General features: G+C 57.7%; 10 protein-coding genes. 1 reads left to right on the plus strand and 9 read right to left on the minus strand.

Translation table 11 applies throughout. The features are described from left to right. Positions 1-23: 23 nt before the first annotated feature. The 3 genes from pgk to tkt form a co-directional block, all read right to left on the minus strand. On the minus strand, positions 24-1,187 hold the full coding sequence (pgk, locus tag AC6I8W_RS16940; protein ID WP_480365578.1) for a phosphoglycerate kinase: 1,164 nt from the start codon (positions 1,185-1,187) through the stop codon (positions 24-26). 51 nt (positions 1,188-1,238) lie between these two features. Continuing rightward, the gene (gene epd / locus AC6I8W_RS16945) at positions 1,239-2,258 is read right to left on the minus strand and encodes an erythrose-4-phosphate dehydrogenase (RefSeq protein ID WP_208723671.1); all 1,020 of its coding nucleotides are present in this window, start codon (positions 2,256-2,258) and stop codon (positions 1,239-1,241) included. A gap of 267 nt (positions 2,259-2,525) precedes the next feature. After that, the gene (tkt, locus tag AC6I8W_RS16950) at positions 2,526-4,517 is read right to left on the minus strand and encodes a transketolase (protein WP_497835935.1); all 1,992 of its coding nucleotides are present in this window, start codon (positions 4,515-4,517) and stop codon (positions 2,526-2,528) included. 274 nt (positions 4,518-4,791) lie between these two features. Here tkt and loiP point away from each other — a divergent pair, with 274 nt between their 5' ends. Further along, on the plus strand, positions 4,792-5,547 hold the full coding sequence (loiP, locus tag AC6I8W_RS16955) for a metalloprotease LoiP (protein WP_497835936.1): 756 nt from the start codon (positions 4,792-4,794) through the stop codon (positions 5,545-5,547). 44 nt (positions 5,548-5,591) lie between these two features. Here the strand turns inward: loiP and AC6I8W_RS16960 are convergent, their stop codons facing one another. From AC6I8W_RS16960 to AC6I8W_RS16985, 6 genes are all read right to left on the minus strand, one after another. Next, on the minus strand, positions 5,592-6,002 hold the full coding sequence (locus AC6I8W_RS16960) for a YidB family protein (protein WP_497838217.1): 411 nt from the start codon (positions 6,000-6,002) through the stop codon (positions 5,592-5,594). A 35-nt stretch (positions 6,003-6,037) separates the two neighbouring features. Next, positions 6,038-6,958 carry an agmatinase gene (speB, locus tag AC6I8W_RS16965; RefSeq protein ID WP_313683609.1) on the minus strand — a complete coding sequence of 307 codons (921 nt, stop codon included), beginning with the start codon at positions 6,956-6,958 and terminating at the stop codon, positions 6,038-6,040. Positions 6,959-7,102: 144 nt separating this feature from the next. After that, the gene (locus tag AC6I8W_RS16970) at positions 7,103-8,323 is read right to left on the minus strand and encodes an HlyD family type I secretion periplasmic adaptor subunit (protein WP_497835937.1); all 1,221 of its coding nucleotides are present in this window, start codon (positions 8,321-8,323) and stop codon (positions 7,103-7,105) included. Further along, positions 8,320-10,500, minus strand: coding sequence for a type I secretion system permease/ATPase (locus AC6I8W_RS16975; RefSeq protein ID WP_497835938.1), 2,181 nt, complete (start codon positions 10,498-10,500; stop codon positions 8,320-8,322). The genes AC6I8W_RS16970 and AC6I8W_RS16975 overlap by 4 nt, the downstream gene beginning before the upstream one ends. Continuing rightward, complete coding sequence (locus AC6I8W_RS16980; protein WP_497835939.1) at positions 10,497-11,948, minus strand: TolC family outer membrane protein; 1,452 nt, start codon at positions 11,946-11,948, stop codon at positions 10,497-10,499. The genes AC6I8W_RS16975 and AC6I8W_RS16980 overlap by 4 nt, the downstream gene beginning before the upstream one ends. A 74-nt stretch (positions 11,949-12,022) precedes the next feature. Continuing rightward, positions 12,023-26,860 (minus strand): Ig-like domain-containing protein, encoded by a 14,838-nt coding sequence (locus AC6I8W_RS16985; RefSeq protein WP_497835940.1) that lies wholly within the window; start codon positions 26,858-26,860, stop codon positions 12,023-12,025. Positions 26,861-26,956 lie beyond the last annotated feature (96 nt).

Consider the following 26,956-nt stretch of genomic DNA (forward strand, 5'->3'; position numbering starts at 1 on the left):
GCCAAAGCGCCGCCCCCAAATGATTACTGCTTCGCGCGCTCTTCCAGCATGGCAACGGCTGGCAGTTTTTTACCTTCCACGAACTCGAGGAATGCACCACCACCGGTAGAGATGTAGGAGATCTTGTCTTCGATACCGAACAGATCAATCGCTGCCAGGGTGTCACCACCGCCTGCTACGGAGAACGCTTCGCTGTCCGCGATAGCGTTAGCAACGATTTCAGTGCCTTTGCGGAAGTTCGGGAATTCGAACACGCCAACCGGGCCGTTCCACAGAATGGTTTTTGCGTCTTTCAGCAGTTTCGCCATCGCCAGTGCGGTTTCATCGCCGAAGTCCATAATTTCTTCGTTATCCGCCACTTCGGAAACCTTTTTCACGGTTGCCGGTGCGGTTTCAGAGAATTCTGTGCCCACGCGGGAGTCGGTCGGAACCGGGATGCCGTACTGGTCGCGCAGACCTTTAGCCGCTTCAACGAAGTCTGGCTCGTACAGAGATTTACCGACGTTGTTGTCGATAGCCACGAAGGTGTTAGCGATACCGCCGCCGACGATCACGGTGTCCGCGATTTTCACCAGCGATTGCAGCACGTCGAATTTGGTTGAAACTTTAGAACCACCGACAACGGCAACCAGCGGACGCTGCGGGTTGCTCATCACTTTACCCAGTGCTTCCAGCTCAGCAGAGAGCAGCGGACCGGCACAAGCGATCGGAGCGAACTTGCCCACGCCGTGCGTTGACGCCTGCGCGCGGTGGGCAGTACCGAATGCGTCCATCACAAACACGTCGCACAGGGCAGCGTATTTTTTTGACAGCGCTTCATCGTCTTTCTTTTCGCCTTTGTTGAAACGCACGTTTTCCAGTACCACCAGCTCACCGGCACCGACTTCAACGCCGTCGAGGTAATCTTTAGCCAGGGTAACTGTGGTGCCGTTCAGCTTGTCTTTCAGATAGTTAACAACCGGCAGCAGGGAGAACTCTTCGTTGTATTCACCTTCGGTCGGACGACCCAGGTGAGAGGTAACCATCACTTTCGCGCCCTGTTTCAACGCCGCTTCGATGGTGGGCAGAGAAGCACGGATACGTGCATCAGACGTCACTTTCCCTTCTTTCACTGGTACGTTGAGATCGGCACGGATCAGAACACGTTTTCCAGCAAGATCCAGATCGGTCATCTTAATTACAGACATGGTGAACCCTCTCGTTGATTCTCATAAGTTTTGCCAGACGCAGACCGCGTCTTACCTGAAACCGCTTGCGGCCATTGCTAACGTTGTGTCGAGCATGCGGTTAGCAAAGCCCCATTCGTTGTCACACCAAACCAGGGTTTTGATAAGGTGGTGACCACTGACCCGCGTTTGCGTGCCATCCACAATGGCACTGTGCGGATCATGGTTGAAATCTACTGAGACTAACGGTAATTCCGTATAGTCAACTATACCACGAAATGCCCCTTCTGATGCGTTTTGCAGCAAGGCATTGACCTCACACGCCTTCACCGCCTGACGTACCGAAACGCTCAAATCAATGGCCGTGACATTGATGGTTGGCACACGCACCGCGATAGCTTCGAAGCGATCGTTAAATTTCGGAAAAATGCGCGTTATGCCCGCCGCCAGCCGCGTATCCACCGGAATGATCGATTGACTGGCGGCACGGGTACGACGCAGATCGCTGTGATAAGCGTCGATCACCTGTTGATCGTGCATCGCCGAGTGGATAGTAGTCACGGTGCCTGACTCAATGCCAAAGGCGTCATCCAGCAACTTTATCACCGGAATAATACAGTTGGTGGTGCAGGATGCGTTGGAAACAATGCGGTCAGTTTGTTTAAGAGCCTGTTCGTTCACGCCGAACACTACCGTGGCATCCAGGTCGTTACCGCCCGGATGCGAGAACAACACCTTCTTCGCGCCTGCCTGCAAATGGGCTTCGCCATCGGCACGGCTGCCGTAAACCCCGGTGCAATCCAGCACGATGTCAACATTCAGTTCCTGCCACGGCAGGGTGGCGATATCGGCCTGATGCAGGATGCGAATGGTATCGTCACCGACAAACAGTTGGTCGCGCTCCTGGCGCACGTCAAAGGCAAAACGTCCGTGGCTGGTGTCGTACTTGAGCAGATGCGCCATACCAACGGCTTCTGCCAGTTCGTTAATCGCCACCACGGTGATTTCCGCCCTGCGGCCTGTTTCATACAGCGCACGCAGCACATTACGCCCGATACGACCAAAACCATTTATAGCTATGCGAACGGTCATCTTTCCTTCAACCACACCTGAAAAAACGTGCCGATAGCCTGAGCGTTTCACACCCTTTTGTACAGGGAATTATTGTCGATTACCTGTGGTTGTCAGCGGATTTTACGCCACAACTGAAACGGTTCAGCTAGGATAAAGCAAGGAAGGAATAACAGGAATGATTGTGATCAACTGCGCTGCTGATTATTGGATCTGCGTCACAAAATCAGCCATTTTAAGATTATTACTGGAGGAATAATTGGGCGGCCACCAGGCCGCCCGCAAGCATTACAGAATGGATTTCGCGGTCGCGACCACATTGGCCACGGTGAAACCAAACTCTTCGAACAGCTTCTCTGCCGGAGCAGATTCACCGAAGCTGGTCATGCCGACGATAGCACCGTTCAGACCGGTATACTTGAACCAATAGTCCGCGATACCCGCTTCGATAGCCACGCGTGCGGCCACCGCTTTCGGCAGCACGGATTCACGGTAAGCCGCATCCTGTTTGTCGAAAGCGTCGGTTGACGGCATAGAAACCACGCGTACCTTGTGGCCTTCGGTGGTCAGCTGGTCGTATGCACCCGTCGCCAGTTCCACTTCTGAACCGGTGGCGATCAGGATCAGTTCCGGCTGACCGGCACAGTCCTTCAGCACATAACCGCCGCGTGCCACGTTTGCCAGCTGCTCGGCCGTACGATCCTGCTGCGCCAGGTTCTGACGCGAGAAAATCAGCGCACTTGGGCCATCTTTACGCTCGATGGCGTATTTCCACGCCACCGCAGACTCGACCTGGTCACACGGACGCCACAGGCTCATGTTCGGGGTGGTACGCAGGCTCGCCATCTGCTCAACCGGCTGGTGAGTCGGGCCATCTTCGCCCAGACCGATGGAGTCATGGGTATACACCATGATCTGACGGATCTTCATCAGCGCCGCCATACGCGCCGCGTTACGCGCATACTCCACGAACATCAGGAAGGTGGCGGTGTACGGCAGGAAGCCACCGTGCAGCGCGATACCGTTGGCGATAGCGGTCATACCGAACTCACGCACGCCGTAATGGATGTAGTTACCGGCCGCATCTTCGTTGATCGGCTTCGAGCCGGACCACATGGTCAGGTTGCTCGGTGCCAGGTCCGCAGAACCGCCGAGGTATTCCGGCAGGATTTTGCCGAAGGCTTCGATGGCATTCTGTGACGCTTTACGGCTGGCAATTTTCGCCGGGTTCGCCTGTAACTGCTCAACAAATTTCTGCGACTCTTCCGCCCAGTTGGCCGGCAGTTCGTTGTTGGTACGGCGTTTGAATTCCGCTGCCAGCTCCGGGTGTGCCGCCGCATAGGCCGCGAATTTCTCGTTCCATGCCGCTTCTTTCGCCTGGCCCGCTTCTTTCGCATCCCACTCAGCATAGATATCTGCCGGGATTTCAAACGGTGCGTAGTCCCAGCCCAGCTGTTTGCGGGTCAGTGCCACTTCGGCGTCGCCCAGCGGTGCGCCGTGGGAGTCGTGCGTACCGGCTTTGTTCGGTGAACCGAAACCGATGATGGTTTTGCACATCAGCAGCGACGGCTTGTCGCTGACCGCTTTGGCTTCTTCCACCGCTTTTTTGATCGCGTCAGCGTCGTGACCGTCCACGCCGCGCACCACGTGCCAGCCGTAGGCTTCAAAGCGTTTTGCGGTGTCGTCGGTGAACCAGCCATCTACGTGACCGTCGATGGAGATACCGTTGTCGTCATAGAAGGCGACCAGTTTGCCCAGCTTCAGCGTACCGGCGATGGAGCACACCTCGTGTGAGATACCTTCCATCATGCAGCCGTCGCCCATAAACACGTAAGTGTTGTGGTCCACGATGTCGTGGCCCGGACGGTTGAACTGGGCCGCCAGCGTGCGTTCGGCAATCGCGAAGCCCACGGCGTTGGCAATCCCCTGACCCAGCGGGCCGGTGGTGGTTTCGACGCCTGCGGTGTAGCCGTATTCCGGGTGACCTGGAGTTTTGGAGTGCAGCTGACGGAAGTTTTGCAGCTCGCTCATCGGCAGATCGTAGCCAGTGAGGTGCAGCAGGCTGTAAATCAGCATCGAACCGTGACCGTTAGACAGCACAAAGCGGTCGCGCGCGGCCCATTGCGGATTTGTCGGGTTGTGGTTCAGGAAGTCACGCCACAGAACTTCGGCAATGTCCGCCATGCCCATTGGGGCACCCGGATGTCCCGATTTGGCTTTCTGTACTGCATCCATACTTAACGCGCGAATGGCGTTGGCAAGCTCTTTACGAGAGGGCATTTTCTACTCCAGGTCGGATTAATACTTCGCCGCTCCTAACTTATTGTAATTAATCAGCTATCAGGCGAAGCAAGGAAAAAGTCGCACATCAATGTACATGAAAATCGGGGCAAAAGTACATGCTACGGGGTGCTAAATCTGGTGGTCAGAGGTTGCAATTCAGCTGCTGTCTGCTAGCCAGCCAAGCACTTGCAGGCTATAAACAAAACGTTTAAACACCGGCATCAAGTTCAGGTGTTTGTTTTTACTACCTTGTTACTCTGAGGATTCTAAAATGAAGATCCAACCGACCATCATTGCCTTTGGCATAGCTGCTTTACTCAGTGGCTGTGAAGGACTCGACAACAATGCGTTGCTGCAATCGGGAGCGCAGGCGTATCAGGCTTATGCGTTAAGTGACGATCAGGTGAAGCAGTTAAGCGATCAATCCTGTGCGCAAATGGATAAAGAAAATCAGCTCGCCCCGGCGAACAGCGAATACCAGCAACGCCTGAATAAAATCGGGGCGGCGCTGGGCGACAACATCAACGGGGTGCCCGCTAACTATAAGGTGTACCTGACCAAAGATGTTAACGCCTGGGCGATGGCGAATGGCTGTATCCGCGTTTACAGCGGCTTGATGGATATGATGACCGATAACGAGGTTGAGGGTGTGCTGGGCCATGAAATGGGCCACGTTGCGCTGGGTCATACGCGTAAAGCGATGCAGGTGGCCTTCGCGACCACCGCAGCCCGCACCGCAGCCACATCGATGGGCGGAGTGATCGGTTCATTATCACAGTCACAATTGGGGGAACTGGGAGAGAAGCTGGTGAACGCGCAGTTCTCACAAACGCAAGAATCAGAGGCGGATGATTATTCGTATGAGCTGCTGAAGAAGCGTGGCATCAATCCACTAGGGCTGGCGACCAGCTTCGAGAAACTGGCTCAACTGGAACAGGGACGTCAGAGTTCAATGTTTGATTCACACCCCGATTCCGAAGCGCGTGCGCAGCATATTCGTGATCGCATTGCCGCCGACGGGAAATAATAAGCAGGAATGGCGCGATTAATCGCGCCGTTCCCAGAGCTTGCCTAACGTTTAAACAGCTGATCGACCATTGACCCCAAATCCAGCTGGTTATCATGCAAACTCTGCTCATCCAACTGGCCTTGCGGCGACATCTTATCAATCAGTTGCGGCAGCAGCAGCGCCAGCGTACCGGACGCGCCCTGCACATCGGTGCCGAGCTTATCCGCTAACGACTGTAACTCCGGCTGACCAAACGCCGACTGCATATCGCCACTGTCCACCGGCTGATTATTGCCAGTGCCAATCCACGAACCCAGCACCTCGCCCAGCCCGCCCTGCTGAAACTTGTGCAGCAGCGCTTCAATACCGCCCTGCTCTTGCACCCAGCTCCAGATGGCCTGCAATTGGCCCAGCTGGTTGCCCTGCCCCTGGCCGCCTTCTAACGATCCGACTAAATCATCCAGTAAGCCCATCATGACCTCCGAAGATTAATTGACCGTCAGTAAGTTTAGCCCTTATTCGCCGCCTGCACGTGCAGCATATCCAGCGCCAGCGTAGCTGCGGCCAGCGAGGTGAGATCGGCGTGATCGTAACCCGGTGCCACTTCCACCAGATCCATCCCGACGATGTTCATGCCTTGCAGACCACGAATCAGCTTGGTGGCTTTATCGGTGGTCAGGCCGCCAATCACCGGCGTGCCAGTGCCAGGCGCATGGGCCGGATCAAGACAGTCGATATCAAAGGTCAGATACACCGGCAGGTCGCCCACAGTACGCTTCACTTCGGCCAGGATGTCGTCGACGCTGCGATCGTTGACCTGTGCCGCATCCAGCACGTTAAAGCCGAGGCTCTTATCAAACTCAGTACGGATACCGATCTGCACAGAGTGATTAGGGTCGATCAGACCTTCTTTCGGCGCGGTGAAGAACATGGTGCCATGGTCAAAAGTCGGACCGTTGGAGTAGGTGTCAGTGTGCGCATCGAAATGTACCAACGCCATTTTGCCAAAGTGTTTAGCATGGGCGCGCAACAGCGGCAGCGTGACGTAATGGTCACCACCGAACGTCAACATACGTTTGCCGTTTGCCAGCAGTTTCTCGGCATGGGCCTGGAGTTTGTCAGACAGATCCTGCGAGTCGCCAAAGGCATACACCAGATCGCCGCAATCCACCACGTTCAGGCGCTGACGCAGATCGAAATCCCACGGCCAGCGGCAACCTTCCCAGGCGAGGTTGGTGGAGATCTGACGGATGGCTCCCGGCCCTAAACGGCTGCCCGGACGGCCCGAGGTTGCGGCATCGAAAGGTACGCCGGTGATGACCCACTCAGCATCGCTGTCGTAGGGTTGGAAATTAACCGGGAAACGCATGAAACCGAAGGCGTTCGAAACCAGTGAGTTATCGTACTGATTGCCGAGGGTGTTATACATAAATCGTCCTCTTGAGATCCTGAATCCGCGTGACATTAAGGTATAGATGAAATATGACCAAAAAAAATCCCCTCCGCGTCGTTAAACCCGACGAGGAAGGGATTTGATGCGGCTGATTATCGCCAGGATTGGCGTTGTCTGCAATTAACGTTCGCGCAGGGCTTCTTTGGCGCGGTTAAACGGTTTAATCAAATAATCCATCACCGTCTTCTCGCCAGTTTTGATATCCACCGTGGCGACCATTCCGGGGCTGATCGAGAAACGCTTACCGGCTTTATTCTGCACAAAATCGTGATCGGTACGGATATACACGCGGTAGTAATAAATCTCCGGTTTCACCTCATCCTGAATGGTATCCGGCGAAATGCTCTCCACCACCCCATCCAGGCCACCATAGATCGAATAATCATAAGCAGAAATTTTCACCAGCGCTTTCTGATCCGGGTGAATAAAAGCGATATCGCGCGGCGAGAGACGTGCCTCGATCAACAGATGATCATCCATCGGCACGATGTTCATCAGCTCGCCATTGGGTGGGATCACCCCACCTACCGTGGTCACCTTGATATCTTTCACCACACCACGCATCGGCGCACGAATGGTCAGGCGACTGACGGTATCCTCACGCCCGCGCACCGTCTGCAACAGGCTGTCGGCTTCCGCCGTGGCTTTCGCCAAATCCTCACGCGCCTGGACATAATATTGCGAGCGCATGTCGGTCATCTTCAGCTCAAGGTCGGATTTGTCACGCTGCAAACGCAGCACTTCGACGCTACTGGCGGCACCGGTTTTTGCCAGACGTTCGGTAATCGCCAGCTCGCGGTTGGCCAGATTGAGCGATTGCTGGATCTGCGCGGTCGAATCCTTCAACTGCGCGCGGCGCGTTTTGTACAGCCGGGTTTCTGACGCCATCAGGTCGGGAAATTTATTCAGCTCCGCCGGGAAGCTGAGCGGCAGATCGTTGACCTCCGCGTTGAGACGCGCACTGGCCGCCAGTGCCGCACGATAGCGTGCCGCACTCTCCCCGACGCTCGATTCTGAACGGATCGGGTCGAGTTTTGCCACCACCTGACCAGCTTCAACATGGCTGCCCTCGTGCACATAGATTTCATCAAGGATGCCGCCCTCCAGCGATTGCAGCACCTGATCATGGGAACTGGGGATCACCTTGCCGGTGCCGGTGGAGACTTCATCCAGCACGCCAAAATATGCCCACACGCAGGTGACCAGCAATAAAAAGAAGCTGATCACAATCAGCCGTACCGCGCCTGAATAGTGAGTCTCTGATTGCAGATCGCCCGCCAGATCGTCGGAGGAGTCCCCTTCCGCCGCCACCAAACGCAATTTCGCAGGTAACTGTTTCATGAGTGGGCCTCCGGACGCGCATTACCGGCACGCGGTGGCGGCAGCGCATTCTCTTTCGGGCTATCCATCACCAGTTGCCCCTCCTTCAGCACCAGGATGCGATCCACCAGCGCGAGGATCGCCGCCCGGTGAGTCGCAACCACCAGGGTGCGGCCATTCAGCCAATGACCAAGTCGCTCGATAAACTCTTTTTCGGTGTGATCATCCAGCGAAGCGGTTGGTTCATCCAGCAGCACGATATTAGGATCGCGCAGCAGCATGCGGGCCAGCAGCACCGACTGACGCTGTCCACCGGAGAGTCCCACGCCCCCTTCCATCACCGGGTGATCAAGGCCAAGTGGTAACCGATGGATAAAATCGGCTCCGCCGCTGACTACCAGCGCGGCAAAGATGGCGTCATCGGTGGCGTGGGCCGCGCCCATGGTCAGGTTTTCCCGCAGGGTGCCGTGGAACAGGCGCGCGTTCTGCGTCATCAGACCGACATTGCGCCGCACATCCGCCAGATCGATATGCGGCAGGCTGAGGTTATCCAGCAACAACTCACCGCCGATCAACTCCACGCCACCAATCATTGCCTGCAACATGGTCGATTTACCGGCCCCGTTGCGTCCCAGTATCGCAATGCGCTCGCCCTGTTTAATGGTCAGACGGTTAATCCGCAGGGCGACGGTGAGCGTGTCGCTGTAGTAACGGAACATCGCGTCGTTGAACTGATAGTTACCAAACAGTACCGGGCAATGAACACGGGTTTCATCGGTGCTGTTCTCCACTGGCAGCGCCATCAGGCCATCAAGGCTGGTTTTCGCCGCTTTGACTTGCTGCCAGCGCGCCAGCACGCCGCACAGCGTTGCCATCGGCGCAATCATCCGTGATGACAGCAACGATGCCGCGACAATCGCACCGGTGGTGATATCACCGTTAATCACCATCGGTGCACCAATCACAATCACCGTGGCGTACACCATCCCCTGAATGGTGATCCCCCAGCTAATCAGTGAATGCATCGCCTTACGGGTCTCCACCCCTGACTGCGCGGTGATGCGGATGTAGCTGTTCCACTGTTGCAGAAAGCGATCTTCCGCCTGCATCAGCTTGATATCCTCCAGCCCCTGCACGCTCTCCACCAGCACGGCGTTGCGTAACGTCGACTCTTTCAGTGCCTGCTGCGCCAGCTTCGACAGTTTTTTCTGCATAAACAGGCCCGGCAGCACCATCAGGATCACCGCAACCGGCGCGATCCACGCCAGTTGCGGCGCAATGATCGCCATCACCAGTAAAAACAGCAGGAAGAACGGCATATCAACAATCGCCGTCACGGTAGTGGAGGTGACCATCTCACGGATCGCCTCCAGCTCGCGTAGCTGTGAGATAAAGGTGCCGGTTGAACGCGGCACGGCGTTATTACGTAAGCGCAACGCATGACCAAACACCCGATCCGACACGCGCATATCCGCACGCTTGCCGAGCAGATCGGTCACATGGTCACGCCCGACGCGCAGGATATAGGTGAACACCACCGAGATAATCACCCCGATATAAAGTACATACAATGTCGGATAGGATTGCGCCGGTATCACCCGGTCATACACCTGCATTGAGAAGATAATCCCGACCAGCGCCAGCAGGTTGATCAGGAAAGATCCCAGCATCACATAGCCGTACGGACGCAGATCTTTCAGTACCAGACGGCGCAGCCAGTCCGGTTTGATGGTCTCAAGATAGCGATCGACCCGACTGTCTTTAGCGGGCGCCAGTGGACGAAACGCCGCGGCATAGCTGACATCCGGCAGCAACGCAATCAGAGAAAGCGGTGTGGGTTGTTCATCTCCGGCAAAGTGCACCCGAACTTCGTCTTCCCCATCAAATGAGGTGATCACCCCCACCTGTCCATCATGCAGTTCAACCGCCAGCGGTAACCGCCAGTGGGTCACTTCCCATTTCTGGTCTTCGTATAATTGCAATGATAAACCCGCCTGGCGCGCCAGATGGCGCAACGCCTTATCGCGCGTCTGTTTCCCCTGCCATGCGCTGGAGGCAAGGATCATGCCTGGCGAGCAGGGTAAACGATAATGGGTGGCGATCTGGATGATTGCCGTCGCCCACCCCTCTAACGGCACGCCGCCTTCGGCGTGATCGGGCTTTGCGTCTGGGGTTTCGGGGATCTGCATTTGCGTCATGGCTGAATCTCCACGGACTGGATGCGCTGATTATTCAGAGCAAACGCCGACCGCATATGCCCGGTGCTGTAGAGGCAATCGAGTTGCAGTGAGCGTAACTGACTGATGGTTTGCTGAAGCGTAAAGCGAGTCTGGTAGACCTCCTGTTCGGCGTTCAGCACGTCGAGCAGCGGGCGGGTGCCGAGCTGCAAATATTGGTCCTGGTAGAGTTGCTGCGTTTTCTCGCTTAGCTGTTGTTGTCGTCCCAAAATGTTGAGACTCAGTGCCAGACTTTGCGACGTGTTCTGCGATTCACTCAACTGTTGGCGCGCTTTAAGCCGTGCTGAGTTAACTGCGGCATTGGCCGCGCTGAGGGCATTAGCCGCTGCATCACGACTGGCGGTCATCCCGCCCCCCTGATAGATCGGCATCTCGACCTTCACCCAGGCGGAATACTGGGTACGATCCAGCGTTTCGCTGCTGGCATAGTGATCGTTGAGGTAATGCGTCACTTCCGGTTCCAGTGAAATGGTTGGCAGCATCTGCGCATTGGCATTTTCCAGCTTGGCCTGCGCCTGATTTGCCGCCGCCCAGGCGGACAGCACCGCCGGGATCAAACGGTCCTCCGCCTGGGACGACTGGCAGGATCGCATCAATTTGCCAGGAAAATCATCACTGACTTTGTTGACCGTTGGCCAACCAAGATAGGTTGCCAGCGTGGCGCGCCAGCGATCCAGATTGGCCTGATACTGTATCAGGGTGGTGCGCGCCCCTTCGATACGGGCATCGGTTTGCGTGGCATCAGAAAGGGATGCCGCCCCTTCATCATTACGCTGTCTGGCTAAACCGCCAATCTTATTCAGCGAGGCCAGTTGTTGTTGCGCGATGACCACCAGTTGCTGATAACCCTGCACCTCGATCAACGCAGCAGCCGTGTCATGCGCCACCGTATCAATGCTGACCAGCACGTTGGCCTGCTCTTCAGCGACCCCGGCTTCTGCCGATTTCACCGAGCTGCTGACCTTGCCGAAGTCATACAACATCTGCGATACCGACAGGACAAACGAGGGGCTGTAGCCCTTTTCGGTATAAGTATTGGAGTAGCCGTTGTTCATCCCGGCACTCACCTGCGGATAATATTTTGCCTTCGCCACATCAACCTGATTGGCTTGCTCCAGCAGTTTTCCCACCGCTTCAGCAATATCCGGATGCCAGTGCACCGCTCGCTGCACCGCCTGATCGAGCGTCAGGGTGTCCGGGACGCGGTTCAACGCGGGTTCGGCGACTGCGCCAGTTAGTGAAGGCAGGTCCGGCTGTTGCGACAGACCTTGAGTGGTGATGCGACCGGCTCTTGTCAGGGCGTTATCGGCCGCCATTGATTGCGAATGAGAGAGAAAAGCGATGCCAGCACAGAAAACGCTGAGCTTCCAGGAACGGCGATATATTGCGCTTGATTGCATCAGGTCCATCGATACTCCACCAGTCATTAAGAGAAAGGGGCACCTCCTGTGCCCTGAGTGCATCCTGCCTTAGATAACAAGGGTTACGCCGTGTGATTCTGGTGCGGTTGTTGCAGCAACTCCTCCAGTGATGCGTTAGTGCCTTCCACTGTCACCAGCTGGGTGCTGCTGTACGCCGTTCCGGTTCCGTCACGGTCAATCGAGAGCACGGTGCTGCCATCAGCGGTATGATCCACTTTCACAAAATCATTAACGTTACTTGTGTCATCATTCCAGCCAATAAGCAGGTTACTGACGTCGATCTTGTCGCCATTTGCGACAGAGAAATCAGTCCAGGTATCGTGTCCATTACCCCCGGTGGCATCCGCCGCGTTCAGCAGGTGGTAAACCAGCGTGTCTGCTCCGGCACCCGAGGTGATGGTGTCGTCATAGGCGCTGCTGGTCAGCGTATCCGCTCCCGAGGTTCCGGTAATGGTTGGATGCAACTCAATGGTGAACGAGTTGCTGGTAAGGGTGCCGTCGGTCGATGCCAGGGTGTAACTGAAGACCTCCTTGTGCGTGATGCTCTGCACGTTAATCTCGGCACTCAACGCGTAGGTGTAACTACCATCGGCGGCAATACTCAACGTACCGTAATCGCCTGCCACCAGGGTATTGCCACTGCTGCTCACGGTGGTGGAGTCGCCATGCTCATTAGTAATGGTCAGCGTACCGGTGTGGCTGGTACTGCTGTCGGCCCAGATGCTGCCGCTGACTGAATGATCGCTGTCCGTGGTGGTGGTGGTTTCCGCGAACAGGCTGTTGACGCTAAGCAACGAAGCCGTGCCGGTGGCGTGTACCAGGGAAACCGACAGCGAGGCGGTGGTCACCACTCCCTGGGCATCCGTCACCGAATAGCTGAAGGTATCGGCGGCTGGCAGGGTGTCGATATCCAGACCGGCCTTCAGGGTATAGGTGTAGTTACCGTGCGAGTCGATGGTCAGCGTACCGTAGGTAGTGCTGAACGAGGTGCTGGTGCCCACCGTATGACCTGAAACTGAAGTCACCGCCGTGCCCGATGGCACCGTACCCGCTACCGAGCTGGTGTCGTTGGTCAGCAGATTGCCAGTCACTGTGGCGGCCACTGTAACCGCCATTACGGTGGTATCTGTTACCGTGGTGATGGTGGTGGTGGGCAACACCGAGATACCAGAACTCGCCCCCAATACCACCGCATAAGTCCCCGTTCCAAGGTTGGAATAGGTCACGTTGGCACCGGTCTGCGTGCCAATGGTCAGGAGCGTCGTTATATAGTTCGCGGTGCTGGCCTTCAATGCCCAGGTACCATCTGACTGCTGCTGATACAAATACAAGGTGTAGTTGCCAATCAGCCCCACCAACGTGGTGGTTGACCCATTAAGGGTTACATTACGGGTATCGTCATTCCCCACACTGAATATATAAGCGTTTCCGTTCGATAACACATTGACGCCCAGCAATCCCCCCAGGTTGGCACTCAACAACGAAGTATGCTGAACGCTGGTGGTGCCGTTATTCACCGTTGCTGTGGATGTCGAGTAATCCACCTCCGCCGCGTCATTAACCGCGACGATTTTGATGGCACCCAGCACGGTAGCGGTCGGCGAGGTATTACCTGCCGCATCCGTCAGGGAAACGGACAGCGTTGCCCCGGTGGTCTGCGCGGTGGTCAGCGTGACCGAGAAGCTGCCGGTGACGCCGACGGTGCCCGTCCCGATGGTGTTACCTCCGGCATCTTTCACCGTAACGGTGGTGCCTGCTTCGCCGGTACCGGTCAGGGTGGTTCCTGCGTTGTTAACCGCCAGCCCGGTAGCTGCTGTTGGCGCGACGGTATCCACATTCACCGTCGCGGATGTGATACCGCTGACGTTGCCTGCGGCATCCGTGACCGTGACGCTTAACGGATGCGAACCGTTGGCAAGGACCGCCGTGGTGTAGCTCCATGTCCCCCCAGCCCCGACAACCACAGAACCGAGGATCGTCGCACCATCGTAAATGGTGACACGACTGCCCACCTCTGCCGTACCGCTCAGCACCGGGGTGGTATCTCTGGTGTATCCGCCATTTGGTACGGTGACATTTGGTGTGACGTTATCGGCGGTGATGGTCAGCGTTGAGTTGGTCGGCGCGACACTATCCACCGTCAGCGTCACCGAGGCATTCGGGCTAACGTTACCCGCCGCATCGGTGGCAGTGACGTTCAGGGTATGAGTGCCTTCAGTCAGGGTGGAAGTGGTGAAACTCCACGCCCCACTGCTGGCCGCCGTGGTGGTGCCGAGCAGCGTCGCACCATCGTAGATGGAGATCTTCGCTCCGGCTTCCGCCGTACCACTGAGCAGCGGCGTGTTGTCGTTGGTGGTGCCATTGTTGGGAATGGCTACCGCCGAACCGCCGTTGTTGTTACTGGCCGCCAGCCCCGTCACTGCTGCCGGAGCCACGGTATCGATGATCACGCTGGCAGACGTGGTGCCGCTGATGTTACCTGCCTGATCAGTCACCGTGACGCTCAGCGGATGGGTGCCGTTGGAAAGCGTTGCGGTGGTGAAGCTCCAGGTACCGCCGCCCCCTACGGTTAATGTACCCAGCACCGCGCTGCCGTCGTAAATAGTCACTTTACTGCCCGCTTCCGCCGTACCGCTCAGCACCGGCGTGCTGTCGTTAGTGGAACCGCCACTTGGCACCACCACGCCAGCCGCATCGTTGGTTATTACCAGGGTAGAGGCTGTCGGGGCCACAGTATCGACAATCACCGTCGCCGCCGTGGCCGGGCTAACGTTGCCCGCCGCATCTTTCACCGTCACGCTCAACGGATGGGTACCGTTACTCAGCGCACTGGTGGTGAACGTCCATGCGCCACCCGTACCTGCGGTAACGGAACCCAGCACCGTAGAGCCATCGGAGATGGTCACCACTGCACCTGCTTCCGCCGTGCCGCTCAGGGTTGGCGTGTTGTCATTGGTATAGCCGCCGCTCGGTATCGTCACGTTTGGCGTGACGTTGTCGGCGGTGACCGTCAGCGTAGAAGCCGTCGGCACGCCGGTATCCACGGTGAGCGTTACCGAGGCATTCGGGCTGACGTTGCCCGCTGCATCGGTGGCGGTGACGTTCAGGGTATGAGGGCCGTCCGCCAGCGTCGACGTGATAAAGCTCCACGCCCCGTTACTGCCGGCTGTGGTGGTCCCCAGCAACGTCGCGCCATCGTAAATGGAAACTTTGCTGCCCGCCTCCGCCGTGCCGCTCAGGGCCGGGGTGTTATCATTGGTGCTACCGTTGTTGGCAATCGCCACCGGCGTACTGCCGTTGTTGTTGCTGGCAGCGAGGCCAGTCACCGCTGTTGGTGCCACGGTATCAATGATCACGCTGGCAGACGTGGTGCCGCTGATGTTACCTGCTGCATCGGTTACCGTGACGCTCAGCGGATGGGTGCCGTTGGTCAGCGTTGCGGTGGTGAAGCTCCAGGTGCCGCCCGTACCCACCGTTACCGTACCCAGCACTGCGGCACCGTCATAAATGGTGACTTTGCTGCCTGCTTCCGCCGTACCGCTCAGCACTGGCGTGCTGTCGTTGGTGGAACCGCCACTCGGCACCACCACACCAGCTGCATCATTGGTAATGGTCAACGTTGAGGCCGCAGGAGCCACGGTATCCACCGTGATCGAGACGGTGGTCGAGGCCGGACTGACGTTGCCCGCCGCATCTTTCACCGTCACGCTCAGCGGATGCGTGCCGTTACTCAGCGCGCTGGTGGTGAACGTCCATGCGCCACCCGTGCCTGCCGTCACAGAACCCAGCACTGTGCTGCCATCGTAGATGGTCACCACTGCGCCCGTCTCTGCCGTACCGCTCAGGGTTGGCGTGTTGTCATTGGTGGAGCCACCGCTCGGCACCGTCACGTTTGGCGTGACGTTATCGGCGGTGACCGTCAGCGTTGAAGCCGTCGGTACGCCGGTATCCACGGTGAGCGTCACTGACGCGTTCGGGCTGACGTTGCCTGCCGCATCGGTGGCGGTCACGTTCAGGGTATGAGGGCCATCAGCCAGCGTTGAGGTGGTGAAACTCCACGCACCGTTGCTGCCTGCGGTCACCGTACCCAGCACAGTGCTGCCATCAGAAATGGTGATCTTCGCCCCGACCTCTGCCGTACCGCTCAGGGCTGGGGTGTTGTCGTTAGTCGTACCATTGTTGGCAATCGCCACCGGCGTGCTGCCGTTGTTGTTACTGGCCGCCAGCCCGGTTATCGCTGTCGGTGCCACGGTATCGATAATCACCGTGGCGGACGTGGTGCCGCTGACGTTACCGGCTGCATCCGTTACCGTGACGCTGATAGGATGAGATCCATCCAGTAGGGTGGCGGTAGTGAAACTCCAGGTGCCGCCCGTACCTACCGTTACCGTGCCCAGCACCGTGCTACCATCGGAGATAGTCACTTTGCTGCCCGCTTCCGCCGTACCGCTCAGCACCGGCGTGCTGTCGTTAGTGGAACCGCCACTCGGCACCACCACGCCAGCCGCATCGTTGGTTATTACCAGGGTAGAGGCTGTCGGGGCCACAGTATCGACAATCACCGTCGCCGCCGTGGCTGGACTGACGTTTCCGGCAGCATCTTTCACCGTCACACTCAGCGGATGCGTACCGTTACTCAGCGCACTGGTGGTAAAGCTCCATGTGCCACCCGTACTTACGGTGACGGAACCCAGCACCGTAGAACCATCAGAGATAGTCACCACCGCACCGGCTTCCGCCGTGCCGCTCAGGGTTGGCGTGTTGTCGTTGGTCGCTCCACCGCTTGGTATCGTCACGTTTGGTGTGACGTTATCGGCGGTGACCGTCAGGGTTGAAGCCGTCGGTACGCCGGTATCCACGGTGAGCGTTACCGAGGCATTCGGGCTGACGTTACCCGCTGCATCGGTGGCAGTCACGTTCAGGGTATGGGGGCCATCAGCCAGCGTCGACGTGGTGAAGCTCCACGCTCCGTTGCTGCCTGCCGTCACCGTACCCAGCACGGTGGTGCCATCAGAGATGGTGATTTTGCTGCCCGCTTCCGCCGTGCCGCTCAGGGACGGGGTGTTGTCGTTGGTGGTGCCGTTGTTGGCAATCGGCACAGCGGCACTGCCGTTGTTGTTGCTGGCCGCCAGAGTCACTGCGCCCGGTGCGACGGTATCAATCACCACCGTTGTCGTGCTGGATGCCACACTGACGTTACCGGCGGCATCCGTCGCCCTGACGGTAAGTGCATGGCTGCCCTCAGCAAGGGTGGCAGTGGTGAAACTCCAGATACCGCCCGCACTCGCTGTAACCGAACCCAACACCGCGCTGCCATCGTAGATGGTGACCACACTATTCGCTTCCGCCGTGCCGCTCAGGGTTGGTGTGCTGTCGTTGGTGGAACCACCATTTGGCACCACTGTGCTGGTGACATCGTTGGTCACCACCAGCGTCGCAACAGCTGGCGCATGGGTATCCACGGTGAACGTCACCGATGCGGAGTTAGCGCTGGCATTACCCGCGGCATCGGTCGCTGTCACGCTCAGGGTATGTGAGCCATTGCTCAGGGTTGGGGTATTGAAACTCCAGTTACCCGATGCATTGGCGAGGGTAGAACCGACCACGTTGCTGCCATCGTAAATGGTGATGATGGCATTCGCTTCTGCGGTACCGGTGAGCAGTGGCGTGCTGTCATTGGTTGAACTGCCGTCAGCAATCGCCACGGGCGTGCCGCTGCTGTCGTTGCTGACCACCAGGTCAACCACTGTCGCCGGAACTGCGGTGTCAACGGTGATATTGATGGTATCTGACGTAGCACCTGGGTTACCCAGACCATCCACCGTAGTGATGAACAGTGCATGGGGACCATCAGTCAGAGCCGGTGCGGGGGTGAAGGTCCACTGCCCGCTGGCATCCACCAGCACTGACCCCAACACCGTCGCCCCATCGTGGATGGTGATGATATCGTCCTCTGCGGCTACACCGCTGAGAACCGGCGTATTGTCCTTGGTATCCGCGCCATCAGCCAGCTGTACCAGGGTACTGCCGCTATCATCGGTAATTTCCAGCGTACTGGTGGCAGGCGGTTGCCCGGCGCTAATGGTAAGCTCAAACGCTGGCGACGAGGCTGCACTGACGTTTCCAGCCGCATCCGTCACGGTGACGGTAAAACTGTGGCTGCCATTACTCAGGGCTGCTGGCGTGAAGCTCCAGACTCCAAAGGTTGCCGTGACGGTGCCAAGTAATGTGGTGCCATCGTAGATGGAGATCACATCACCGTTATCTGCGCTACCACTCAACGTCGGCGTGTTGTCATCGGTCGTATCGCCGGTTGCCAACTCACCGGTCTGCGCCCCGGCATCGTCCGTCACCACCAGATCGCTCACGGCATCTGGTGCCACGGTATCGATGTTAACGATATAGTCCGCAGACACTGAGCTGGTGTTACCCGCCGCATCGCTCACCGAGACCGCATAGGTATAAGGACCATCCGTCAGGGTGGTGGTTTCAAAACGCCAGGTACCGTTATCCGCTACCGTCGCGGTGCCGATTAAGGTGCCATCCTGGAAGATATTGATGGTATTTCCAGCCTCAGCGTTACCGCGCAGCACCGGCGTTTCATCATTGGTAGAGCCATTATTGGCGATCAGCACCGGCGTGGTGCCATCGTTATCATAGATAGCAAAGTTAGTGACCGGATCAGGTACCACGGTATTCACCGTTACGGTGACGGATGCGGTCGAACTCACGTTTCCTGCCTCGTCAGTGACGGTGACATTTAACGTATGCGTATCATTTGACAGTGAAGGAGTGGTGTAGCTCCAGTTGCCGTCACCGTCTGACGTGGTTGTGCCCAACAGCGCATTACCATCATAAATGGAGACAATGCTGTTGGCCTCTGCCGTACCACTTAGTTCCGGGGTATCGTCATTGGTGGTGCCGCCGTTGGCAATGACTACGGACGGCGTGCTGTCATTGTTTTCCAACACCAGATTACCAACCGGTTCTGGCGCTGTCGCATCCACCGCCACCGTGATGGTGGTGGAAGCGGTACTGACGTTACCCAGCGTATCCGTTACCGTGGCGCTCAGCGTATGGGTACCATCCGTCAGCGTCGGTGCGCTAAAGCTCCAGTTGCCATCACCATCGGCGGTGGTCGAACCAATCACCGCGCTGCCATCATAGATGGTGATAATGCTGCTGGCTTCTGCCGTACCGGTCAGCAACGGCGTGTTGTCGTTGGTGGTGGCACCATCGTCCAGCGGAACCGGCGTGCTGCCGTTGTCATTGCTCACCACCAGGCTGGTAGCTTCCGGTAGTGCGGTATCCACCGTGAAGGTGATCGGCGTCGAAGCCGCGCTGGTGTTGCCCGCCGTATCGGTGACGGTCACGCTCAGGCTGTGGGAAGCATCGCTCAGCGTCGGCGTGTTGAAACTCCAATCCCCATTGCTGTCCACCACCACCGTACCCAACACCGTTGAACCATCCAGAATGGTCACGATGCTGCCCGCCTCTGCCGTACCGGCCAGCAGTGGCGTATTGTCCCCGGTGGTGCTGCCGTTGGTGATGGCTGTCGATGTGGTGCCGTTATCGTTGCTGAGCGTGATATCAGCCGCAGCGTCGGGTGCCGTAGCATCGACCTGCAAGCTGATGGTTGCCGGAGCACTGGCGTTTCCGGCTGCATCGGTTACCGTCACGCTCAGAGTATGGCTGCCATCGGTCAGCGCGCCGGTGGTAAAGTCCCAGGTGCCGCCATCCCCGACGGTCACCGAACCGAGCACGCCGTTCTCATCAGAGATGACGATAATGCTGCCCGCCTCAGCCGATCCGCTCAGTACTGGCGTGCTGTCATTGGTCAGCCCACCATTCGGGATATCCACCGGGTCGGCGCCGGCGTTGTTGGTTAGCACCAGATCGGCGACCGCAGACGGTGCCACGGTATCCACAGTCAGCGCGATCGGGGCGCTCGCATCGCTGACGTTACCTGCCACATCGGTGACCGTCACGCTCAGGCTGTGATCCCCATCGTTGAGCATTGGTGTGATGAAGCTCCAGTTGCCATCACCATCGGTGATGGCAGTGCCCAGTACGTTGCTGCCATCCGACACGGTCACGATACTGTTGGCTTCCGCTGTACCGCTCAACACCGGCGTGTTGTCGTTAGTGGAGCCACCTGCTGCAATCGGCGTATCGTTCAGGTCATTAGTCAGTGCCAGATTATCCGCTGCGTCTGGCGCTTCACTGTCAACGGTGAAGTCAACCGTTGACGAGTTGGCGCTGGTGTTACCCGCTGCATCGCTGACGGTCACGCTCAGGCTATGCGCGCCCTGGCCCAGGTCAGACGTGGTAAAGGTCCAGTTGCCATCCGCACCGGCAGACGTAGAGCCGAGAAGATTGTTACCGTCATAGACGCTGACAATGCTGCCCGCTTCAGCCGTACCGCTCAGTTCCGGTGTGGCATCGTTGGTCAGGTTGCCATCGACGATCGGCACCAGCGTACTGCCCTCGTTGTTGTTAACAACCAGATCATTCACTGGGTCCGGCGCGACGGTATCAATGTCGAAGTTCGTCACCGCAGACGATGGGCCGATATTGCCTGCCGCATCGGTTACCGTGATGCTCAACGCATGGCTGCCATCCAGCAATGGCGTCGTGATAAAGCTCCAGTTGCCACTGCCATCGGTCGTCACGCTGCCAATCTCGTCTGTGCCATCGTAAATGGTTATCAGACTATTTGGCTCTGTGGTGCCGCTTAATACTGGCGAGTTATCGTTGGTGATGCCGCCATTATCAATCGGAATTGCCGTGCTGCCGTTATTGTTGTTGAGCGTAAACGCCGCTGCATCCGGTACGGTGGTATCAACCGTCAACGCCACCATATTACTTGGTGCGCTGATATTACCTGCCGGATCAGTCTCGGTGACCATCAGGTTGTGATCGCCATCGGTCAACGTCTGTAGCGTGAAACTCCATTCGCCCGTGGTGGCATCCGCCTGAACCGTACCGATCAGCGCCATGTTGTCATAGATGCTGATGATACTGCCTGCCTCTGCCGTACCGTTCAGCGTTGGCGTGTTGTCATTGGTCAGCCCGTTCAGCGTATCGCCAGCGTCGTTGGTTGCGGTCAGATTCGTTACCGGATTCGGGGCCGTAGTATCCACGGTGAGGAGGATCGGATCGGAAGCGTCTCCGGTATTCCCCGCCGGATCGGTCACGGTGGTGGTCAGGCTGTGATCGCCTTCATCCAACGTCGGTGAGGTAAAGCTCCAGTTGCCGTCGCTATCAACAATCGCGGTGCCCAGCACATCAGTCCCATCAGAAACCGTGACGGTGCTACCGGCTTCAGCCGTTCCGCTCAATACCGGGGTGGTATCGTTGGTGGCACCGGTAGTGATCGGCACCAGCGTTCCGCTGTTGTTATTACTGAGCTGCAGATTATCGGCAGCTGCCGGGGCGGAAGTATCGATGGTAACCGCGATTGGATCCGATACCGGGCCAGCGTTACCCGCCGGATCGGTGACGGTGGCAGTCAGGCTGTGATCGCCTTCATCCAGTGCCGGTGTGGTAAAGCTCCAGTTACCGTCGTTATCAACCGTTGCCGTACCCAGCACGTCAGTGCCATCGCTAACCGTGACGATGCTGCCAGGCTCCGCATTGCCGCTTAGTACGGGTGTGGTGTCGTTGGTCGCTCCACCGGCAGCAATCTGCACCGGGATGCCGCTCGAATCATTGCTGAGTTGCAGGCCAGCCGCTGCCGCTGGCGGCTGAGTATCCACCGTAAACTCCACCGGATCGGAGGCGACGCTGGTGTTACCTGCCGGATCTGTCACCGTGGTGGTCAGACTGTGATCACCCTCGCTCAGTTCCGGCGTAGTGAAGCTCCAGTTACCGTCGTTATCCACGGTTGCTGTACCCAACACCGCGCTGCCGTCAGAGACGGTGACGGTGCTGCCCGGTTCAGCCGTGCCACTTAACACCGGTGTGGTGTCGTTGGTGGCACCCGAGGTGATCGGTTCTGATGTGCCGCCGGAATCATTGCTGAGCAGCAGATCGTCCGCCGCCGCCGGGGCCGAGGTATCAATGGTGACGGCAATCGGATCCGATACGTCGCCCACGTTACCTGCGGCATCGGTCACGGTGGCGGTCAGGCTGTGATCGCCCTCATCCAGCGTCGGGGTCGTGAAGTTCCAGTTTCCGTTGCTATCCACGATTGCCGTACCCAGCACGTTGGTACCATCAGCGATGGTGACGGTGCTGCCGGCTTCAGCATTGCCGCTTAACACCGGTGTGGTGTCGTTGGTCGTGCCGCCTGCAACAATCGGAACCTGGGTGCCGCTGCTATCATTGCTCAACTGTAGCCCGGTCGCCGCGTCAGGGGCGGTAGTATCGACAGTGAAGTCAATCGCGGACGATGGTGGGCTACTGTTACCTGCCGGGTCGGTCACGATGACGGTCAGGCTGTGATCGCCCTCACCCAGCTCCGGTGTGGTAAAGCTCCAGTTACCGTCGTTATCAACCGTTGCCGTCCCCAGCGGCGTGCCATTGTCGGAGACCGTCACAATGCTGCCCGCATCGGCGGTGCCGCTTAATACCGGCGTGGTGTCATTAGTCGCTCCTCCGGCGACAATCGGCACAGACGGGGTGTTTTCGTCATTGCTGAGTTGGACATCGCCTGCGATTGCCGGGGGCGTGGTATCAATGGTCACGGCGACCGGATCCGAAACAGCGCTGATGTTGCCCGCTGGATCGGTGACGGTAGCGGTCAGGCTATGATCGCCTTCACCCAGTGGCGTAGTGGTAAAGCTCCAGTTACCGTCGTTCCCTACGGTTGCCGTACCCAGCACGGTACTGCCATCAGAGACGGTCACGGTGCTGCCCGGCTCGGCGGTGCCGCTCAATACAGGTGTGGTGTCGTTAGTGACGCCGCCAGCCGTAATCGGCACTGATGTGCCATTCAAATCGTTGCTGAGTTGCAGCCCGGTAGCTGCATCCGGCGCAGTGGTATCCACATTCACCGCAATCGGGCTGGAGGCGGCCCCGGTATTGCCTGCCGTATCGGTAACCGTAGTGGTCAGGCTGTGATCGCCTTCATCCAGCGGCGGTGTGGTAAAGCTCCAGTTACCCTCGTCATCAACCGTTGCCGTACCCAGCACAGTATCACCGTCGGAAACAGTCACAGTACTGCCTGGCTCAGCCGTACCGCTTAGCACCGGCGTGGTGTCATTGGTGGCACCTGACGAGACCGGTACGGAGGTACCGCCCGAGTCATTACTCAACAGCAGGTCGTCGGCAACGGCTGGCGGGGTGGTATCCACGGTGAACACAAACGGATCAGAGGCTTCGCTGGTGTTACCCGCCTGATCGGTCACGGTGGTGGTCAGGCTATGCTCACCTTCCGTCAATGTGGGGAGCGTGAAGCTCCAGTTGCCGTCGTTATCCACTGTGGCCGTGCCCAGCAAATTGTCACCGTCCAGGATAGTGACAATGCTGCCCGATTCGGCACTGCCGCTGAGGACTGGCGTGTTGTCATTGGTTGCACTGCCCGCTTCGATCGGCACCGGTGTACCGCTTTCGTCATTACTGAGCTGCAATCCACCCGCAGCACCCGTCGCCACCGTATCGATGGTGATGGTGATAGTGTCAGAATTGGTGGTGTTGCCATTGATATCGGTAATGGTGGCCTGGAACGCATGAGTACCATCGCCCAGCGTGCCAGGGGTGAAGACCCACTGACCATTACTGTCGGCAGTCACACTGCCCAGTAAGGTAGTGCCGTCATACAGGGTGATCAGGTTATTCGCACCCGCCAGACCACTGAGCACCGGTGTGCTGTCGTGCGTAAAGTCACCGTCCGCCAACTGTACTAGCGTGTTGCCGGTGTCATCCGTCACCTGCAACGAGCTGGTAGCAGGCGGCAGATCGGCATTGATGGTCACGTTAAACGGAGTGGTTGCCGGGCTAACGTTACCTGCCGCATCGGTCACGGTCGCGGTCAGGCTGTGACTGCCATTGGTTAACGCCTCTGGCGTGAAGCTCCAGTTGCCGTCGCTTCCTACGGTGACAGTACCCAGCAGCGTATCGCCGTCATAAATGCTGACGACGGTATTTGCCTCCGCCTGACCACTCAGGGTCGGGGTACTGTCATCGCTGAAGCCACCCGAGGTCAATGGCCCCTGGCTGTCACCAACATTATCCGACACCACCAACCCGCTGACTGCGGCAGGTGGTGTGGTATCCACGGTGAAGGTGATGGGCGCAGAAGCCGGGCTGGTGTTACCTGCCGCATCGGTCACGGTGGTGGTCAGGCTATGGTTGCCATCACTCAGCACCGGTGTGGTGTAGCTCCAGTTGCCATCGCTGTCGACCGTTACGGTGCCGAGCACCGTATTGCCGTCAGAAATAGTGACGGTACTGCCCGGTTCCGCTGTACCGCTCAATTGCGGAGAACTGTCGTTGGTAGCCCCTCCCGCAGCAATTGGTACAACGGTAGTGCCGTTATTATCGCTGAGCTGCAAATCATCAGCGGCTGCCGGGGCCTGAGTATCAATGATGATATTAATGGTGATGGAGTCGGTGACGTTGCTGTTGGCATCCGTGATGGTGGCATGGAAATCATGCGAACCATCAGGCAACGTGGTGGTGGGGGTAAAACTCCACTGTCCATTGCTGCCAGCCACTACGCTGCCAAGTAAGGTCGTACCGTCATACAAGGTGATCAGATTGTTAGCACCGGCCAAACCACTCAGCACCGGCGTGCTGTCCTGGATGCTGGCACCATTAGCCAGCGACACCAGGGTATTGCCGCTATCGTCTGTCACCTGCAACGACGTGGTGGCTGGAGGTAAGTCAGCTGCGATGACCGCATTGAAAGCAGGAGTGGCCGCGCTGACATTACCGGCGGTATCGGTTACTGTCACCGTCAGACTATGGCTGCCATTGGTCAGCGCAGGGGTGGTAAAGCTCCAGTTCCCATCGAGGCCGGTGGTAGTCTGTCCCAACAATGTGGTGCCGTCATACACGCTGATCAGACTATTGGGTTCCGCCTGGCCGCTCAGGGTTGGCGTATTGTCATCGGTGGAAACCCCTGAAGTGATCGGACCCTGACTATCGCCCACGTTATCGGCTACCGTCAGACCACTCGCTGGCGCGGGTGGCGTAGTATCGACGATAAAGTTGATGGGATCAGATGCCGGGCTGGTATTGCCCGCCTTGTCGGTTACAGTGGTGGTCAGGCTATGCTGCCCCTCACCCATTGCAGGTGTGGTGAAACTCCAGTTGCCGTCGCTTGCGACAATTGCGGTGCCAAGCACGGTCGTCCCATCAGAAATAGTGACGGTGCTGCCCGGCTCAGCAGTACCAGTCAACACCGGGGTGGTATCGTTGGTCGAACCGCCCGCAGGCACCGGTATTACCGTGCTGCCCTCGTTGTTAGCGAGCTGCAAATCACCGGCCGCTTCCGGTGCCACCGTATCAATAATGATCTGGATGGTGTTGGAGTCGGTCACATTGCCATTAGCATCGGTAATGGTCGCGTGGAAGCTGTGCGTACCATCGGCCAGAACGCCCGGCGTAAACACCCATTGACCATCACTGCCTGCCACCACGCTGCCCAGCAATGTCTCGCCGTCATACAGGGTGATCAGGTTGTTAGCACTGGCCAAACCGCTCAATACTGGCGTGGTGTCATGGGTACTGGATCCATCGGGTAATTGCGCCAGTGTAGTGCCGCTATCATCGGTCACCTGCAACGAGGTGGTGGCTGGTGGGAAGCCCGCCGCAATGTTAACGTCAAACGCCGGGGTTGCCGGACTGACGTTGCCCGCCGCATCCGTTACCGTCACAGTCAAGCTATGGTTGCCGTTACTCAGCGCCGGGGTGGTAAAGCTCCAGGCTCCGTTCGCACCGACTACGACACTGCCCAACAGCGTCTGACCATCATAGATTTTGATGATGCTGTTGGCTTCAGCCTGGCCGCTCAGGGTGGGCGTATTATCATCGGTGGTCGCACCGGAGGCCAGTGCCCCCTGGCTGCCGCCGACGTCATCTGTTACCACCAGGCCTGTGGCAGCTATCGGTGCAACGGTATCGACAATGAAGTCGATAGGATCAGAAGCGGAGCTGGTGTTACCCGCAGCATCGGTTACGGTAGTCGTCAGACTATGTGACCCATCCGCAAGCGTTGGTGTGGTAAAGCTCCAGGTGCCATCTGCACCGACGATCACGGTGCCCAGCAAGGTTGAACCATCATAAATACTGACGGTGCTGCCCGCTTCAGCCGTTCCGGTTAAGGTTGGCGTGCTGTCATCGGTACTTGCGCCATTTGTAATAGCGCCCTGGATGCTGCCAGCACTGTCGGTCAGGACCAGGCTACTGGCCGTGCCAGGCGCAGTAGTATCACCACCGCCGCCATTATCACCACCACCGCCATTATTACCTCCACCGCCGTTATCACCACCGCCGTTATCACCGCCGCCAACGTTATTGCTGCCCCCTTCAGAACCACCGCTACCTGTCGAGCCGGCAAACATCGCGCCAATCCCCGCCAACAGTGCTCCCCCCATACCAAAGGCGGCGATGGCGTTATCATGGGTGGTGTTTTCTGCTAACAGACCATCGGTGCTATCGATCGAAACATACTGGAAACCCTCCTCACCAGGATTCTCAACCCACCACAAAGCCCCCTTATCATCCTGTAGAACAAGGTCGCTTTCGCCATTCGGCCCATAAAAATTATGAATAACAAGATGTTCACCCGACTTCGTTGTGACAATCAGGTCGTTACCATTGCGTGTGTAAGATTTAATATCTGATTGATTCAGATTGAGTTTAACCAAGCTCGGAGTCGCTAACGTTACTTCGCTACCATTGGTCAGCGAGGCAATCGTGCCTCCTTTAGGCGTTACTGAGATATTATTCATTTTCTCTATATTCCACCGAGGTTATTAGAATCCATAAAAACGCCCGAAATCCGCAGATCCCGGTCTCACCAGTGAATAAACGTTGGATATTCACTC

This window comes from Pantoea sp. X-Soil-TKNS-1211, assembly GCF_059730495.1.